At 42.1% G+C, this 15,919-nt stretch carries 16 protein-coding genes; 13 read left to right on the plus strand and 3 right to left on the minus strand.

From position 1 onward, the window contains the following. The first annotated feature begins 4 nt into the window (after positions 1 to 4). The 8 genes from ACFSJY_RS09180 (at position 5) to ACFSJY_RS09215 (ending at position 6,127) form a co-directional block, all read left to right on the plus strand. On the plus strand, positions 5 to 787 hold the full coding sequence (locus ACFSJY_RS09180) for an MlaE family ABC transporter permease (RefSeq protein WP_386033502.1): 783 nt from the start codon (positions 5 to 7) through the stop codon (positions 785 to 787). Between the two features lie 15 nt (positions 788 to 802). Next, the gene (mlaD, locus tag ACFSJY_RS09185) at positions 803 to 1,249 is read left to right on the plus strand and encodes an outer membrane lipid asymmetry maintenance protein MlaD (protein ID WP_386033504.1); all 447 of its coding nucleotides are present in this window, start codon (positions 803 to 805) and stop codon (positions 1,247 to 1,249) included. A 4-nt stretch (positions 1,250 to 1,253) separates the two neighbouring features. Then, positions 1,254 to 1,841, plus strand: a complete 588-nt coding sequence (locus ACFSJY_RS09190; protein WP_386033506.1) for an MlaC/ttg2D family ABC transporter substrate-binding protein — start codon at positions 1,254 to 1,256, stop codon at positions 1,839 to 1,841. Continuing rightward, positions 1,838 to 2,980 carry a PP2C family protein-serine/threonine phosphatase gene (locus tag ACFSJY_RS09195; protein ID WP_386033508.1) on the plus strand — a complete coding sequence of 381 codons (1,143 nt, stop codon included), beginning with the start codon at positions 1,838 to 1,840 and terminating at the stop codon, positions 2,978 to 2,980. Before ACFSJY_RS09190 ends, ACFSJY_RS09195 begins: the two co-directional genes overlap by 4 nt. Positions 2,981 to 3,126: 146 nt before the next feature. Further along, positions 3,127 to 4,533, plus strand: a complete 1,407-nt coding sequence (locus ACFSJY_RS09200; protein WP_386033510.1) for a COG3014 family protein — start codon at positions 3,127 to 3,129, stop codon at positions 4,531 to 4,533. 33 nt (positions 4,534 to 4,566) lie between these two features. Next, on the plus strand, positions 4,567 to 5,019 hold the full coding sequence (locus ACFSJY_RS09205) for a YcfL family putative periplasmic lipoprotein (RefSeq protein ID WP_386033512.1): 453 nt from the start codon (positions 4,567 to 4,569) through the stop codon (positions 5,017 to 5,019). Positions 5,020 to 5,021: 2 nt separating this feature from the next. Continuing rightward, on the plus strand, positions 5,022 to 5,621 hold the full coding sequence (gene lpoB, locus ACFSJY_RS09210) for a penicillin-binding protein activator LpoB (RefSeq protein ID WP_386033514.1): 600 nt from the start codon (positions 5,022 to 5,024) through the stop codon (positions 5,619 to 5,621). A gap of 32 nt (positions 5,622 to 5,653) precedes the next feature. Next, positions 5,654 to 6,127, plus strand: a complete 474-nt coding sequence (locus ACFSJY_RS09215) for an outer membrane lipoprotein (RefSeq protein ID WP_386033516.1) — start codon at positions 5,654 to 5,656, stop codon at positions 6,125 to 6,127. Between the two features lie 65 nt (positions 6,128 to 6,192). Here the strand turns inward: ACFSJY_RS09215 and ACFSJY_RS09220 are convergent, their stop codons facing one another. Continuing rightward, a complete protein-coding gene (locus ACFSJY_RS09220; protein ID WP_386033518.1) occupies positions 6,193 to 9,165 on the minus strand; it encodes a TonB-dependent receptor domain-containing protein in 2,973 nt (990 codons plus the stop codon). A 347-nt stretch (positions 9,166 to 9,512) separates the two neighbouring features. On the opposite strand from ACFSJY_RS09220, the gene ACFSJY_RS09225 reads away from it, so the two are divergent. Together ACFSJY_RS09225 and ACFSJY_RS09230 are read left to right on the plus strand one after the other, a co-directional pair. Next, on the plus strand, positions 9,513 to 10,610 hold the full coding sequence (locus ACFSJY_RS09225) for a sensor histidine kinase (RefSeq protein ID WP_386033521.1): 1,098 nt from the start codon (positions 9,513 to 9,515) through the stop codon (positions 10,608 to 10,610). Continuing rightward, a complete protein-coding gene (locus ACFSJY_RS09230) occupies positions 10,603 to 11,364 on the plus strand; it encodes a LytR/AlgR family response regulator transcription factor (RefSeq protein WP_386033523.1) in 762 nt (253 codons plus the stop codon). The genes ACFSJY_RS09225 and ACFSJY_RS09230 overlap by 8 nt, the downstream gene beginning before the upstream one ends. Positions 11,365 to 11,646: 282 nt before the next feature. Here the strand turns inward: ACFSJY_RS09230 and ACFSJY_RS09235 are convergent, their stop codons facing one another. Continuing rightward, positions 11,647 to 12,102: a methylglyoxal synthase gene (locus ACFSJY_RS09235; protein WP_386033525.1), complete on the minus strand. Its 456-nt coding sequence runs from the start codon at positions 12,100 to 12,102 to the stop codon at positions 11,647 to 11,649. A gap of 55 nt (positions 12,103 to 12,157) precedes the next feature. On the opposite strand from ACFSJY_RS09235, the gene ACFSJY_RS09240 reads away from it, so the two are divergent. Both ACFSJY_RS09240 and ACFSJY_RS09245 read left to right on the plus strand, forming a co-directional pair. After that, positions 12,158 to 13,081: a glucosaminidase domain-containing protein gene (locus ACFSJY_RS09240; protein WP_386033527.1), complete on the plus strand. Its 924-nt coding sequence runs from the start codon at positions 12,158 to 12,160 to the stop codon at positions 13,079 to 13,081. A 27-nt stretch (positions 13,082 to 13,108) separates the two neighbouring features. Beyond that, a complete protein-coding gene (locus ACFSJY_RS09245) occupies positions 13,109 to 14,140 on the plus strand; it encodes a zinc-binding dehydrogenase (protein ID WP_386033529.1) in 1,032 nt (343 codons plus the stop codon). A 48-nt stretch (positions 14,141 to 14,188) separates the two neighbouring features. Here ACFSJY_RS09245 and ACFSJY_RS09250 read toward each other — a convergent pair whose 3' ends face one another. Beyond that, positions 14,189 to 14,581 carry a DUF1761 domain-containing protein gene (locus ACFSJY_RS09250; protein WP_386033531.1) on the minus strand — a complete coding sequence of 131 codons (393 nt, stop codon included), beginning with the start codon at positions 14,579 to 14,581 and terminating at the stop codon, positions 14,189 to 14,191. Between the two features lie 183 nt (positions 14,582 to 14,764). Between ACFSJY_RS09250 and ACFSJY_RS09255 the strand changes: the two genes are divergently transcribed. After that, positions 14,765 to 15,910 carry an exonuclease SbcCD subunit D gene (locus ACFSJY_RS09255; protein ID WP_386033533.1) on the plus strand — a complete coding sequence of 382 codons (1,146 nt, stop codon included), beginning with the start codon at positions 14,765 to 14,767 and terminating at the stop codon, positions 15,908 to 15,910. Positions 15,911 to 15,919: the final 9 nt, after the last annotated feature.

Consider the following 15,919-nt stretch of genomic DNA (forward strand, 5'->3'; position numbering starts at 1 on the left):
AATAATGAATATCGTTGAAAAGGTTGGCCAGTCTAGTATTAGCCGTATCGCTTTTATCGGTCTTAGCTTCACGTTTTTATTGCGTATTTTTTATAGTCTTTTTAGTAAAAACTTTCCGTTTAGAGAATTTGTTCAACAGATTATTTTTATCGGGAGTCGTTCTTTATTAGTGGTGCTTGTAGCGTCATTCTTTACGGGAATGGTTGTTGCTTTGCAGTTCTACGACACGCTAGTGCGCTTTGGCTCTGTTGATTTGCTGGGCTCTGCTGTGGCACTTAGTTTGATAAGAGAACTTGGGCCGGTAATGACAGCTTTAATGATTATTGCCCGTGTAAGCTCTGCAACGACAGCAGAAATAGGCATTATGCGAAATGAGCAGCAATTAGACGCACTAAAATGCATGGCAATAGACTCCTACCAGTATGTGTTGTTGCCTAGAGTGTTAGCTGCACTAGTGTCAGTGCCGATACTCACGGCTATATTCGATATGGTTGGTATTGCTGGTGGCTATTTTGTTGGTGTCGTTATCCAAGGTGAAAGTCCAGGCGCCTATGTGCAAGGCATTTTTGATACCGTAAACGCTAAAGATGTATTGATGGGCCAAGTTAAATCATTAGTGTTTGCACTGATCGTTATCTGGATTCCGCTCGTGTTTGGCTACTATTTGCATTTGGATAGAAAAAATTCAGGTGCTAAAGGGGTAAGTAACGCAACGACCAATGCCGTTGTTATTAGTGCAATTTTAATGCTGGTTTTTGATTACATCGTCAGCTCGCTGATGCTATAGAAAATAGGAAATTCAATGAGTAATGTAAAAATGAATTTAATCGCGGGCATATTTGTTGTGCTTGGCTTAGGTGTGCTGTTTTTTATGTCTGTCTCTATTGGAGGCTCCCAGCTGTCTGGTGAAGGTTATTACTCTGTTATCGCGAAGTTTGATAATTCATCAGGACTTAAAGAAGGTGCTTTTGTTGAAGTCTCCGGTGTAAGAGTAGGTCAAGTTGGAGATATAGAACTTGATACAGAGCGCTTTGAAGCGGTGGTAGAAATTATCTTGCCGCACAGAGTGCAAATTCCTGATGACTCAGTGGCATCTATACGCACCTCGGGAATAATAGGCGATCGTTTTATTAAACTCTCTATTGGTGGCTCTGATCTAAACTTGGAAGATGGAGAAGAGATTATTGAAACTGAATCTTCTATCAATCTTGAAGAGTTAGTCAGTAAATATATGTTTAGTGAGGAATAGTGTTATGAAGTCTTTTGTATTGGGCGTTGTATTCTTGTTAGTTTCTGGGCTTTCTAACGCTGCACAAACACCCACAAAAGTTGTAGAGGCGGCGGTAAGCGACATTATTGCTATTGCCGGTAATAAAGCGTTGGGTCAGGAAGAAAAAGTTGAAGGCTTGAATAAAGCAATAGACACGTATGTTGATATAAATGCGTCTGGCGCTCGTGTGTTAGCCAAGTATGCTAGAGGTGCGGATAAAGAGGAACTGAAGACATTCTTAGGTTTATATAAACAGGTTTTAATTAACACTTATTCGGTCCTCCTTGAGAAATATGAGAATGAAGAAGTACTGTTTGATGATGAGCAAATTAAAAAAGAGAAGTATGCAACCGTGGATACAACAGTGATTTCAGGGGACAAAAAAATTCCTGTCAGTTATCGCTTAATTTTTCGTAAGGATGAATGGAAGATTTATGATTTCGTGGCAGAAGGTATTTCTATGACTCGCTCTTTTGCACAGCAATATCAAAAGATTTTGAAGAAGGATGGTATTGGTGGTCTCAATACAGTCATTACAGAAAAGTTGAATGAACCTAAAGAGGCTTCATGAGTTTAGATAATGAGTTCATCGAACTTTGTCACGAATTAAATGACATTGTTCAGCGTCGAATTGCTTATTTAGTTACCTTCAACGGTATAGGTCGACACTCAATATTTGATATAACCGCGAAAGAATTAGTTGATGTTAGTTTTAACTCAAGACTAGCACGAATGCAGTTTCCAAGTGAGTTTGGTACTGAAGTTGATCAACTTGTCGAGTTACCTTTCGATGTTAGCACCTATTGGTTTGCCAATATATCAACGGAAGAATATAACGTTTACATTGCGCTTTGCAAAAGCCACGCGCCCACAGAACAAGATGCACTAACGCTATATTACAAATTGCGTTGGTTAGCACAGCGGTTTATCTCAGAGAAACTTATCGCGCGAATTCGTAAAGCGAATATGTGGATTGAAAGTGAATTTGAAGACATTGCAAAAATTCAATCTAATTTATTGCCCAATGCGAATAACAAGATAAACGGTATCGACTACGCTTACCTTTACCAAGCAATGAATGGCGCGGGCGGCGATTATATTGATATCGTCAATTTCACTCAGCACCCAGAAAAGCCAGATGACTTCGGTGTGATTGTCGCGGATGTTGCCGGACACGGTGCTGCCGCGTCTGTTGAAGCCGCTATGGTTGATGCAATCTTAAGAACATATCGACCCGCCGACCCAACACATGGGCCTTCAGAAGTACTGAACTATATCAATACACATTTCTTTACCCGTAAAGAGCGTGGTCGCTTTATTACCATCAACATATTTCGTTATTTTGCTGAATCTGAAACGTTGCTTTATGCGAATGCGGGGCACCCACCAGCGTATATCGTCCGAGGCGATGAATTGATTGTGCTTGATAATGGTGGTATCCCTCTGGGTGTCATGCGCGAAGCAACATGGGACTCCTATACCTGCAAGATTGAACCTGGCGATTTGATATTTGTGTATACCGATGCAGTGGTAGAAGCGAAAAATATAGACAACGACATTTTTGATTTTGATAAACTCGAAACGCTTCTTTACCAAGAAAATGGTTCGCCTAGAGCGCTTATCGATAGAGTGTTTCATTCTTTGATGTCGCATACACAGTCAGATCAATTTGATGATGACTTAACCCTGTGCGCCATTCGTTTTAACTAGCACTCTTTTTGACCGTTTATTACGATTCTTTACAACAATATACTTATGTTTTCTCGATGGTTGCACTATAGTTACCATGTTCATTAACCATTCATTAACACCTTAATAAACTCAAGGTATTCCATAGATAAGGACTGTTGTTGTTAATGCCGCAATACGTAAAAAAAGGCTTAGTGTTTTGTTTTGCCGCCCTGTTGTCCGGTTGTGCGTCTCTTCAATTAAATAACTTATTTTCTGACTACGCGACAAGTCAGCAGCCTGTGCGTCAGGCGCTGACTGCAGGAGATATTGACGGTGCGCAAGCTAAAGCCGACAAACCCAAGCCGGGGAATACCAATTACCAACTCGCGTTATTGGAACAAGGTCGTTTAGCATTCTTGGCACAGGACTTTAAGCAAAGCCAATGGTGGTTTGATCAAAGTTACCAAGCGCTAGAGCAGGAGAGAGCTAAAGCAAAAGTCAGACTGGGTAAAGGGGTTGAAAAGTTTAATACCCTAGTCACTAACGATAACGCTATTAGCTATCAGCCTCCAGCGTATGAGCAAAGCATGATGCACAGCTACCAAGCATTAAATTATGCGTTTAAGGGGGACTTGGAAGGAGCGTTAGTTGAAGTTCGTCGTGCAAATTTCATTCAAGAACAAGCATTGAAAAGCTATGAAAGTGAACTTCTTGAGGCGAGTAATGAAGCTGGTATCGATCCGAGCTACATCAACAACGCCGCGGCAACACTAAACTCACGCATTGGTGACGTTAAAAATGGTTTTCAAAACGCTTATACGTTTTATTTATCTGGTGTTCTGTATGAAGCAGCAGGCCAACTGAATGATGCTTATATTGATTATAAACGTGCTGTAGAAATCTATCCTGATAACGAGTATTTGCAGAGAGATATATTAAGGTTAGGTTCAGAGTTAGGTATGCAAACTGACCTTGAAACATTTAAGAAACAGTTCAGCGTTAACGCAAAGAGATTTGGGGCAGATGAAGGGCAATTGGTTGTTATCTATGAGCAAGGCTTGATAGACGCCAAAGTAGAAAAGTCACTTAGGCTGCCTATATTTACTAGTGGTAATGATATGCGTTTTTATAGTGTTGCTATTCCGTCTTATGAGGTTAGTAATTTTGTAGAAAAGCCTTTGCTACTTGAACAGAATACTGAAATTTTGGAGACGCAGCCCATTGTTAATTTGCAAGCTTTGGTCGCCAAACAACTACAAGATAGTATGACTGGCATGCTGTCGAGGCAAGTTTTACGGTTGGTAGCGAAAGAACAAGTAAGGCGCAAGCTAAGCAAAGAAGGTGGCGATGTCGGCAATATTTTAGCTGGTCTCTACTCGATAGCGTCTGAACGCGCAGATACTCGCAGTTGGTTAACGTTACCGAGTGACGTCCAAGTGATGAGAACTAGTTTTAAGGCAGGAACACATTCAATCAAACTTGGTGGGAGCACCATACCAGCGACAGATATTCAAATTAAGGCTGGTAAAATTACACTGATGTTAGTGACGCAAGTCGGTCAACTGTCACACGTTAACACCGTGACACTTTAACGCAAGGTAGCATAGAGAGAACAGGAAAAAACAATGGCGCATAATTTCAAAAAAATAGGTACGGGGTTTTTATTAGCCGCTTGCCTTGCCGCATGTAGCAGCCCACCTCCGATAACCGCAGGCATTGGCGTGAGTGCGAGGCTAGTCGATCAGCAATTGCTGTCTGAGTCAACGTTTGACAATGAAGAGTTAGCTGAGTTGCTCGCCATTACCTCTGTGAAAGGCAAGCAGACCAACGGCTTCCTTCAAGGTAATGTGCAACTGAAAAATAAAGACGGGTACACCCAAACATTGCAGTATCAGTTCACTTGGTTTGATGAACAAGGCTACATAGTTGAAGCTGAATCACAAGCTTGGAAGCCGCTAGAACTGCATGGGGGCCAAGAGAAAAGTTTAGTAGGGATTGCGCCTTCTCCACAGGCGAAATCATTTAAGTTTTATGTGCGAGAAGCCCACAAACGGGCATATGAATTTGACGGGAACTAATTATGAAGAAGACACTTTTTATCGCATCAGCAATTTCAATAGCATTACTAGCAGGTTGTTCTAGCAAGCAAGTGGTAAGTTATGGCGACGCTACTGCTGTTGAAACCACTGATATCAACTTTGGCTCAACGGATTTACAAAAAGTAGCGAATGAAATGACTGATTCATTGATCGCCTCACCGGTGATTGGTTCGCTGACGCAAAATAAACGCCCAGTTGTTTTTGTTGAGCGCATCAAAAATAAAACCAGTGAACATATTGATACTGAGTCAATTACTGATTCAATTTCAACAAAGGTATTGCGTTCGGGCAAATTCCGCTTTGTTGACATGTCTCGTGTTGAGTCAGTTAAAAAGCAGCTACAGTTTCAACAAGAAGGCGGTTTGGTTGATCCAACCAAAGCTATACAGTTTGGTAAGCAGATAGGTGCTGAATACATGCTATACGGCAACTTGTCTAGCATTGTAAAAGCCAATGCTGACAAGAAAGACGTATATTATAAATTCACAATGCGTTTAATGGATTTAGAAAGCGGTATTATCGAATGGGCCGATGAAACGGAAATACGTAAAACGCGTGAAAAAGCCAGTGTGGGCTGGTAACAAGCTACTTTTGGTAGATTAAGGAGTCACTGATGAAACTGGTACCTTTATTTTTTCTGTGCTTAATAACGGGGTTTATGACCCATTCAACTGCTGCTGATTATGAGCGCAACAAAGCGGTACCTGTTCAGCAAGTGCTCTTTGGTCATGTAACTTCGGTACGTCAGATCACCGAACGAGAGATTATTGAAGATCGTGCAAACGGCTGGGAGCTTTTTGGTGGGGCATTAATTGGTGGTGTACTAGGTAATCAAATAGGCGACGGTAGTGGTCGTGATATAGCGACTGTGCTCGGTAGTATCATTGGTGCAGCAGTGGTTGATAAAAAAGGGCGTAAATCAGAAGTCCGTGAGTTACACCTTGTTGAGCTTATGATCCGCACCGAGCAGGGCGATGACTATATGGTGGTTCAAGACTATGACAGACGCATGCTGTTTAGCAGAGGTGATGACGTCCGTATGGTGTATTTAGCCAATGGTACGGTGAGAATCGACAAACAATATTAGGTGCTTGTTGTTTACATACAAACAAAAAAGCGAGCGTAAAGCTCGCTTTTTTATTATGTAGAATACTAGAAAGTAAACTTAACGCTTGCTTTGAATATTCTGCCCAGTGCGCTGTATGTGCTTGGGAAGGTGTTACCTGAATTGAAAGCCGTAGAGCCAGCTTCACCGCCAACAACGGGTGGATCTTCTTCCGTAATGTTGTCTATGCCAAAGGTTAACTTGGTATTTTCACCCAGGTTATAGCTAGCGAATAGATCGATGTAGTCATACGAGTCTATCGATCTGAACTCTTCAAATGATCCCTCTGCTTGGACTTCTTCCATATCGATCGAGCTCAAGTGGCGCCAAAGTAGTGATACTGTTAGGTCATCCATGTTCCAGCTAACACGCTGATTCCAAGTGGTTTCAGGTGTAGGTGAACAGTTATTTCCGTACATACCTAAACAATCAATAATCGGTAAAACCTCAGAAGACTGCCTTTCATTGGTCAAGTAATGGTTTACATTGGTGGCAAAATTAAGTTCGCCCCAATCTTCCATACCGACATTGAAATATAGTCCAATCTCTAAACCTTCTGCACGGCGATAACTTAGGTTGGTGGTGTAAGTCTGAATACCTGCACCAGAAATAGTTAAGTCGCCGCCAATACGAACGATTTTTTCACACTCGCTAGTGACACCGAAGGTATAACACGCATCTAACGTTTGCTGAGCTGTAAAGGTGCCGATCGTATTGTCAACTTCAATGTCGTAGTAATCAACTGACAGTTCAAGGTTGAGTAAATCATCATTGGTATAAACAAAGCCGGCAGTGAATGTATCTGCTTCCTCTGCTTCAGGCAATTGCTCTGGGTTTGTGCCCTGGAAGGCGTTGACTTGCCCAGAAATTACGTCTTGCACTTTACCAACTTGTGCATCTGTCATTCCCGTAGAAATACACAGCTCACGTAGGCGAGCATCAATGTTGCCAGCATTTGCTACTGAACATGGGTCTAGCAAAGCGTTGCTCAACCCCGTTACGACAGGTGCTGCTATTTCACCAACGTTTGGCGCGCGTGTAGCTGCTTGATCCATAACGCGAATGAGTAAGTCCTCAACAGGTCGCCAGCTTAAACCAATTTTCCATGTGTCGTTGCTACCAACTGAGTCATAGTCTGCACTACGGTATGCAAACTCTAAGTCCAGAGTTTCCGCCATGAACTGGCCATCAAATATCGGTAAGACACCTTCGAAGAACAGCTCTTCAACTTTGAAGCCACCTTTAATTGGTAAAGTGTTACCGCCAGCGCCACCTAAACAGCTCGAGGGCGCTTCTTTAAGGCACTCATCAGGAATGGTTTCACCCGTTTCACGGCGATGCTCGTAGCCCAAGCTAAGGCTCATTGGCACACCAGCAGTAGGTAGCTCTATAAAGTTAAGCGGGCCACTAACACTTGCTGTAAACACTTCCTGTTCATATTCTTGTTTGATTAACGCAGTAGCAGATGAGTACGCTGCAGCTTCAGGTGTAATTGTGCCGAAACCACCAAAAAGATCGATTGGAACACAGGTTGCGTCACCACCTTTACAGGTAACACCGTCAGTACTGTCGAGTGCTTTTTGGATGTTCTTAACGTTGGTGTAACCCGCACTTATATTGGTACGGTTTGATTCACCATATTGGAAAGAAATATCGTATTCCCAATCGTCGTATAAGACACCTTCGATACCTGCGACTAACTGAAATAGTTGTGTTTCATAGTTTGTCGAGCGTGGTCCAAGTTCGAGCGTGCGGCGGCGAAGCTGAACTAACAGGTAGTCTTCTTGGTCAACAACACCATTGCCATTCATGTCTTGCCAGTTCTCTACGCCATTATTTAAAAGGTCGTCTTCACGTGCTTGGTTGGCACGTTCGAGAATCCAGCCAAGTGCTTGATCACTAATAAACGGGTTAGCAAGCGGGATATTAAAGGTTTCTCCAAAGGTCCCTGAAGGAGCAACTTGTTGTTTAACTTGAGTATTATTAAACATCGCTGTGGCATAAACGGTATGCTCTTCTGCCACATCATAATGTGCAATCGTCGTTGCGCCGTATCGTTCTTGTGGCGTTTGGTAGAAATTATAGGGGTTGAAATTAAAGCGGCTACAGTCATCGCCAAGTGTTCTGTCTTCACGGAACTGGCCGTTAACCCCTGCGCCTACAATAGCAAACCTTGTTGGCATTGATGTCGTAGAGCCACCACCACTTTCAAAAGTGGTTACGTCTGGACCACCACAGTTTTCGTGTGGAGGTACCGGACCTTCACCATTAAGAAATTCTTCATAGCCGCCTCCAGACGCGGTTGCTATACCTAAAACACCCAGAGGGCGGTCGCCAAGCATGACTGGTTTGCGATCAGTCCAATTCATTGAAATAGCGACATTACCTCGGCCTTCATCTAGGCTAGAGCCTAGTGTTAAGGCTAGACTGTCTGTTTCACCATCGCCTTCTTCTGTTTCTGAGTAATTGTAGAGGAACTCTACGCCCTCAAAATTATTCTTCATAACAAAGTTTACAGCACCAGCAATAGCATCTGAGCCGTAAACTGCGGATGCACCACCTGTGACTACATCAATGCTCTCAACCAGTGAAACAGGTACAGAGGCTGTATCAACCACACCGTTGAAATTGAATGGGATCATACGTCTGCCATTCATGAGCACTAACGTACGTTGCGTCCCTAAGGCTCTTAAGTTGACGGTTGCAGCACCAGCCGTACCATTGTTTACACTGGCACCATCGCCAGGAATGGTAGAAGGCAGATTTCTAAGAACTTCTTCTATTTGTGGCGTCTGCAACATTTCAATTTCTTGTGCGCCGACAGACATTATTGGGCTTGCAGAAACCGCGCCTGGTCGTCGAATACGACTGCCGGTTACCGCGATACGTTCTATATCTTCTTCGACTTGTTGCTCTGACTCTTGAGCAAATGCTTGGTTTGGAATATATGCTGCGCTTGCGCTAACACCAAATAACAACGCAAACTGAACAGCACTGGTCAGTTTTGACTTGTTAAACATGAGATTCTCCCTGTTTAGTTATAATCATGATGTTCCTCTTGCGAACATGACTGCTTCCTATGCAGCAAAGAGATGAACCATGGTCAACTTACTCCTGCGAGAAGGTGCCGACATTAGCAAATACGCCAATGGCTGAATTTGTGGGATAACAGGACAGTAGCCATAGTTAAACGGCTAAAAGTACCGTTTTTACTGGCGTTTAAGGGAAAAGAGGTGTTTTTATGTTATTGATTTATATTGAAAAATGTATTTGCAACAGTTGGAGCTAGCAGGGCATTATAGGCAAAAGTTGCAATTTTTTATGAATTATCAGAATAATGCTCCATAGACATGTGGTGCCTTTGGTTATGTTTAAATCGTTAATAGAAAATTTGCCATCGCGTTATTTTTGGCTTGGCAATATCGTATTTTGGTTACTGCTCAACTCACTTGCTGCGACCAATAGTTATCGGATGAATTTGCACTTCAACCGACAGGTGGATTGGTTAGATGTTTGGCTTGAGTATTTGCCTTGGTGGGGCAATTGGGCGTTAATTGCTCCTCTTATCATCGCCAGCACGCAAATGATTTCATTTGACGGGAACAGTTTGCATAAATTTATCGCTAAAACGCTAGCGGTTATGATGGTCTTTTTCTGTTTTTATTGGAGCTTAACTATCGTTGAGGTGTCACTTATTTCAGAAGGCACATTGTCAATTTCAGCATTACGTGAGTCATTTGCGCAACTTATGTTGAGCCCATTACACATGGACTTTCTTGTCTATATTGCAGTGCTATGTTCAGGGTATTCGTATACGTATTACACGCGTTCACGTCAACAAAGTAAACGTAACAGAGAGCTGAGCGAACAACTATTGCAGGTAGAACTACAATCGTTGAAATCTCAACTGAATCCACATTTTTTGTTTAACACGCTAAATACCATTGCAAGCTTGATTCGTTTGGACAATAAACCGAATGCGATTAAAGCGTTAAGCGAGCTGAGCTCGATGCTAAGAAAAGTTCTTGAAAATCAACGTCACCAGCTGATTTCGTTAAAACAAGAAATGGAATTTATTGAAAGCTATCTAATTATTCAACGGATGAGATTCGAGAATAAATTAACGACGCAGGTCAACGTAGATCCGAATTGTTTAACTTTGGATGTTCCTTTCATGTTGCTTCAACCTTTGGTCGAAAATGCGGTTCAGCATGGCTCACAGTTGGAAAGCAATAAGAATGAGTTGCGTCTAGATGTTTACTGCCAAGATGATTACTTGCACGTAAAACTGATCAACAAAATACCTGAAAAAGATGAACATCAGGGCTTTGGAATTGGCTTAAGCAATTGTCGAAAACGCTTAGAAAAGCTGTATGAATATGATTTTCAATTAACATTAACCCCCATGGATAACGGATATTTTGAAACCTATCTATGCCTACCGATAGGAGTATTGGATGCTTAAAGTACTGGTTGCTGACGATGAATCGTTGGCCAGAGAAACAATAAAATTATTGTTAAAAGATCAGAAAGACATTGGTGAAGTATTTGAAGCCGAAGATGGCAACCAGGTACTTGACGTGTTTAAAACAACCAAGCCAGATATTGTTTTTCTCGATATTCAAATGCCCGGAAAAACTGGGATAGAATTAGCAGAAGAGCTACCAAATGACACGGTGATCATTTTTGCAACGGCCTATGATCAATTTGCCATTACTGCCTTTGAGCTAAATGCGATAGGGTATTTGTTGAAACCATTTGATGATGACAAGTTTTATGCGGCACTGAATCGTGCACGTAAAGAACTAGCAGGCAACAGGTCGAGTGATTTTAAGAAAGTAGGGCAGCTCATTCAGCATATGGTTGATGAACAGGATAAACCATACAAGAGTCGCCTTGTAGTAAAAGATCCGGGCCGTATTCGGTTGGTGGATGTGGAACAAATAAACTATATCGCAGGCGCGGGTAATTACGCTGAAGTGCATTTGTTTGAAACCAAACCCGTGCTTCATCGTGAAACGCTGACAAGCCTAGAAAATCAGCTCGACCCGAAAGTCTTTGTGCGTATCCATCGTTCAACTATTGTCAGACGAAGCAGTGTCAGTGAGTTACGTTCTAATGAAAATGGTGATTACACGGTCGTGCTTAAGTCCGGTGAAAACTTAACGTTGTCTCGCAGAAATAAGTCGAAGTTAGATGAATTATTGGGTGACAGTTAACCAATAGAGCGATAAGCACAGTATTTAGGCATAAAAAAAGGGGGATAAACGTCATCCCCCATAGTCATCATTTGTGCTTTCATTGACAGATCAAAACACAATACTACATGCCTCAATTGTCATCGAATATATGGATCCAGAGAGTATTTAAATTCATATATTGTTCTGACATTTTTAGTATGGCAAACACTCGCCCTCCTTAAAAAGATGCCTTGGGACAAATTGAAAGATATATGGGATAAGTGGCATCTTCAGCACGAAATGTATCCAAACATGTCGCGTTTAGGTTCGTTTTGCTAAGTAACTGTCATAGTCTGGAATTGATCTTTCGTAACTTTGGTCAAACAAGGAAGAGTTGATCAACAAGTCTGCACTCGCTTGATTACATGCCACGGGAATGTTCCAAACTGCAGCTAGTCTTAGTAACGCTTTTACATCTGGATCGTGAGGTTGTGCTTCTAAAGGGTCCCAAAAAAATATCAACATATCGATTGATTGCTCGGTAATCAGCGCACCAATTTGCTGATCGCCACCTAGCGGACCGCTGATTAATGCTTCAATCGCTAAGCCCGTCTTTTGTTGAATGAGCGCACCTGTTGTGCCTGTTGCATAAAGCTTATGCTGGTTTAGCTTGTCTTGATATTTTTTACACCAGTCGATGAGATTGGCTTTCATGTTGTCGTGAGCAACTAAAGCAATAGATTTTATTTTGTTCGAATTAATGTTTTTATATTGCATACGCTAAACTCCTAATACTTAAATAGAATATATCTGCTTTTAGTTGGCATTGCTTATGAAACTTCACTTAAAACATATCGCGCTTACTTTTATTGCACTCTGTTTATTCGCTTGTAGTCCTAGTAAAGATGAAGAGCAGGTAAAGCAAACGCTTAAGCCAACACAGATTGTACATATTAAGTCGCTTGATGATCTCACTGACTTATTTGACAAGTATCAATACAACTCTGAAGCATGGACGCAAGGTAGCCGTGCAGTACCACGATTAACATTTGATGGTGTTACTGAACGATGGCAAAAAGGGTCGAAAAACCTGCCTGTCGATGAGAAAAAGCAAGTGTTTTTTCGTTTGATGGCTCCTCTTATTTTAATGTCGAATGAAGAGATCCTTGCTGAACGCGAATTGGCGAAAAATGCCCCGTTGTCTTCTGAACCATTAAAGCAGTTGGCCATAAAGTATAAGGTCATTGAAAAAGGGAGTCAGAGCGCGGGGTTGGGCGCAGATGAAAGGTCACAGCTATTAAATCGCATAGATATTGTGCCGCCATCACTGGCGCTTGCCCAAGCAGCTGAAGAGAGTGGGTGGGCTACGTCGCGTTTCACCGTTGAAGGCAATGCCTTTTTTGGCCAATGGGATTTTAGTGGCCAAGGTATGATCCCCAAACAACAACGAAAAGAACTTGGTAATTATGGTTTGGCTCGATTTGATACGCCGTTTGATTCAGTCAAAGGGTATATGTTCAACATTAATACAGGCCATGCTTATCAAAAACTTCGCGATAAAAGAGCCGGACTTAGGCAACAACATCAAGCGATTACAGGACTTGGTTTGGTAGAGACATTAGATAAATACTCGGAGCGAGGACAGGCATATATCGACGGTATCAGTGAATTGATCACCTACAACAATCTAGAGCCCGTTGATGAAGCATACCTTGTCGGCGACCATATCATCCAATTAGTCGCAGATAGTGAATAAACAATTAACAACAAGAAAAATAGTCACATGGAAAAAATGAATAAAGGTTTTAGCTTAAAGTTACTTGATAACATGGAAGCACTCTCGTCAGAGCGGATCACTCTCGTTGAAAAGGAGGTTCCTGAACTTAAGCGCGGGCAAGTACTTATCAAAATGTTAGCGACACCTGTAAACCCGTCAGATTTAGTATACTTGATGGGAAAATACGGACTCCCGCCACAAGACGGTGCTTATGTAGGGTTTGAAGGCTGTGGCATTGTTGTAAAAGCAAATGCGGGGCTATATGGCAAATGGCTTGAAGGAAAGCGCGTCGCTATTTCGGCACAACCAAGCATTGATGGTGTTTGGGCAAAATATGCCATCACCAAAGCTAACTTTTGCTTGCCTCTAAGGGACGACATTCCAGATGAACAAGCTGCAACCATCATTGTAAATCCGTGCACATCAGTGTGTATGGTTGAGAGAGCTAAAGCGTTAGGCGCTAAGGCTATCGTCATTAATGCAGCAGCCAGTCAAGTGGGCAAAGGGGTTATCCGTTACGCAAAGCAGGAAGGACTCGCCACCATCGCTACTGTGCGCAGTCAAAGCAATGTCGCTGTATTAAATGAGTTGGGTGCAGATGAGGTGTTATTAACAACAGCGGAAGATTTTCAAGTGAATTTGAAACTTGCCTGTAAAAACCATCGCGCATCTGTCTTACTCGATGCTGTTGCATGTCAGGATACCCCACTGGTATTAAAAAATATGCCTAAAGGGTCGACGGCTATTGTTTATGGTCGATTAACTGAAACGCATGACCCTCTGGGCGGTATGTTTAGTGTTGCTGATGTAATTTTCAGAGATATTCGAATTGAGGGATTTTGGCTGGCAACCTATATCGGGAATGCCAAGCCTTGGCAGGTCTATCGATTAAGTAAAAAAGTTCAGAAGCTTTTTGCCGATGGCATTTTCGAAACGGATATATATAAAACCGTGGGCTTTGAGGACTTCTATCAAGCTATCGATCACTATGCTGAACATAAAAGTGACGGGAAGGTGATACTTAAACCGAACGGTTAGCATTTAATGGCTAACTGTTGATGTCGTATTTAAAGAGCATTATTCGGCTTAGTGCCACAGCCCTAGTACTAACCCATAAAGTAAAAACTGCCCTAGGTGATAGCCGCCATCAATAAGTAATAACTTGAGTGACTTATGACTAAATTGGTAGTTAATTGCAAAACTGGTTGCCACCAGTGCAAACCCAACGAGTAAGGCGTGATGTATTGCAAACAACAACGTAGGCTCGGGACCCAGCAACAATGCGAATCCAAATGCAGAAATTAGCGCAAATAAAAAAGACAAACCGAATACTTGAGTAGGATGTTCAGCTTGAGATTCGTCGAAGCCTGACTCTTCAACCCAAGCTTGCCCAAAGAGTACAGGTGAATACCAAAGTCCACCTAATATAAAGCTCGTTATTGCTGCGACGAAAATTGCGAGAAAATTTAACGCTTCCATGGCTGTATAGCCTCATTGTTATATTATAACCATTCCCTTTAAGGTAGTCGCTAAGTGACTGTTTCGTCAACAAGTCTTACGATTCTTTACAAAGCAAATATGTGTAAAAAATAGATAAAAGTAAATTGTGTTTTATGTAAAACATTTCGGTAGAATTAGCGAAAAAGATTACAAAGCGTTTGCATGAAATTCCTGCACACTTCTGACTGGCATTTAGGTCGTCAATTTCACAATGTTTCGCTGCTTGAAGACCAAAAAGCGGTGCTTGAACAATTAACCGATTACATTGAACAACATCAGGTTGATGCTGTTGTTGTAGCCGGTGATATTTATGATCGCTCCGTGCCACCGACAGCGGCAATCGAACTGCTAAATACCGTAGTAAATCGAATCTGCAACGAACTCAAAACACCTATGATCTTGATCTCGGGCAACCATGATGGCGCTGAACGCTTAGGTTTTGGCGCAGAACAAATGAAGCAGTCAGGTTTAAACATCATTAGTAACTTTGAGGATATGGTTAACCCTGTTGTCATCAAAACTAAAGATGCTGGCGAAGTGGCGTTTTATGGTATGCCATATAACGACCCAGAACAGGTGCGGTTTGCATTTGGCGTAGCAGCGTCCAGTCACGATGATGCACATAAACATCTTACTGAAAAAATTGCAGAACAGTTTACTGACAATCAACGAAACATCTTGATAAGCCATTGCTTTGTTGATGGAGCGATAGAATCTGATTCAGAGCGCCCGCTGTCAATTGGGGGCTCGGATAGAGTAAGTCATGAACACTTCACTGATTTTGACTATGTTGCGCTTGGCCATCTGCACCAACCACAGAAAAAAGGTGAAGACTTTATTCGCTACTCTGGCTCACTGATGAAATATAGTTTTGGCGAGCAACACCAAAAAAAAGGGGTAACGTTAGTTGAAATCAATAAGCAAGGTTTTGTTAGTGCAGAACATATCGATTTAACAGCGCCGCATCAAATGCGCATTATTGAAGGTGAGCTTGAAGCGGTGATTGAAGCAGGAAAAACAGATCCTAATAACGAAGATTATCTATTAGTCCGCTTGATGGACAAACACGCTATTTTAAACCCCATGGAGAAACTCCGCGCTGTCTATCCAAATGTTCTTCATTTGGAAAAGCCTGGTATGCTTATCGGTATTGAGCAAGAAATGGCTCAGGCCAAACTTGCCAGAAGTGAAATTGACATGTTCAGAGACTTCTTTTTAGAAGCGCAAGACAGCGAATTGTCGCCAGAGCAAGACCAAGCTATCGGCGATATTATTAAACAACTTTCCTCCCACACTTCAGTGCAGTAAACAGAGCGT

This window comes from Thalassotalea euphylliae (assembly GCF_042682785.1).
Lineage (GTDB): Bacteria > Pseudomonadota > Gammaproteobacteria > Enterobacterales > Alteromonadaceae > Thalassotalea_F > Thalassotalea_F euphylliae.

Excerpts from the sequence above, each read along its gene's own strand:
- ACFSJY_RS09180 (WP_386033502.1), top strand. The coding sequence starts at position 5 with ATGAATATCGTTGAAAAGGTTGGCCAGTCTAGTATTAGCCGTATCGCT.
- mlaD (WP_386033504.1), top strand. The coding sequence starts at position 803 with ATGAGTAATGTAAAAATGAATTTAATCGCGGGCATATTTGTTGTGCTT.
- ACFSJY_RS09190 (WP_386033506.1), top strand. The coding sequence starts at position 1,254 with ATGAAGTCTTTTGTATTGGGCGTTGTATTCTTGTTAGTTTCTGGGCTT.
- ACFSJY_RS09195 (WP_386033508.1), top strand. The coding sequence starts at position 1,838 with ATGAGTTTAGATAATGAGTTCATCGAACTTTGTCACGAATTAAATGAC.
- ACFSJY_RS09200 (WP_386033510.1), top strand. The coding sequence starts at position 3,127 with ATGCCGCAATACGTAAAAAAAGGCTTAGTGTTTTGTTTTGCCGCCCTG.
- ACFSJY_RS09205 (WP_386033512.1), top strand. The coding sequence starts at position 4,567 with ATGGCGCATAATTTCAAAAAAATAGGTACGGGGTTTTTATTAGCCGCT.
- lpoB (WP_386033514.1), top strand. The coding sequence starts at position 5,022 with ATGAAGAAGACACTTTTTATCGCATCAGCAATTTCAATAGCATTACTA.
- ACFSJY_RS09215 (WP_386033516.1), top strand. The coding sequence starts at position 5,654 with ATGAAACTGGTACCTTTATTTTTTCTGTGCTTAATAACGGGGTTTATG.
- ACFSJY_RS09220 (WP_386033518.1), bottom strand. The coding sequence starts at position 9,165 with ATGTTTAACAAGTCAAAACTGACCAGTGCTGTTCAGTTTGCGTTGTTA.
- ACFSJY_RS09225 (WP_386033521.1), top strand. The coding sequence starts at position 9,513 with ATGTTTAAATCGTTAATAGAAAATTTGCCATCGCGTTATTTTTGGCTT.
- ACFSJY_RS09230 (WP_386033523.1), top strand. The coding sequence starts at position 10,603 with ATGCTTAAAGTACTGGTTGCTGACGATGAATCGTTGGCCAGAGAAACA.
- ACFSJY_RS09235 (WP_386033525.1), bottom strand. The coding sequence starts at position 12,102 with ATGCAATATAAAAACATTAATTCGAACAAAATAAAATCTATTGCTTTA.
- ACFSJY_RS09240 (WP_386033527.1), top strand. The coding sequence starts at position 12,158 with ATGAAACTTCACTTAAAACATATCGCGCTTACTTTTATTGCACTCTGT.
- ACFSJY_RS09245 (WP_386033529.1), top strand. The coding sequence starts at position 13,109 with ATGGAAAAAATGAATAAAGGTTTTAGCTTAAAGTTACTTGATAACATG.
- ACFSJY_RS09250 (WP_386033531.1), bottom strand. The coding sequence starts at position 14,581 with ATGGAAGCGTTAAATTTTCTCGCAATTTTCGTCGCAGCAATAACGAGC.
- ACFSJY_RS09255 (WP_386033533.1), top strand. The coding sequence starts at position 14,765 with ATGAAATTCCTGCACACTTCTGACTGGCATTTAGGTCGTCAATTTCAC.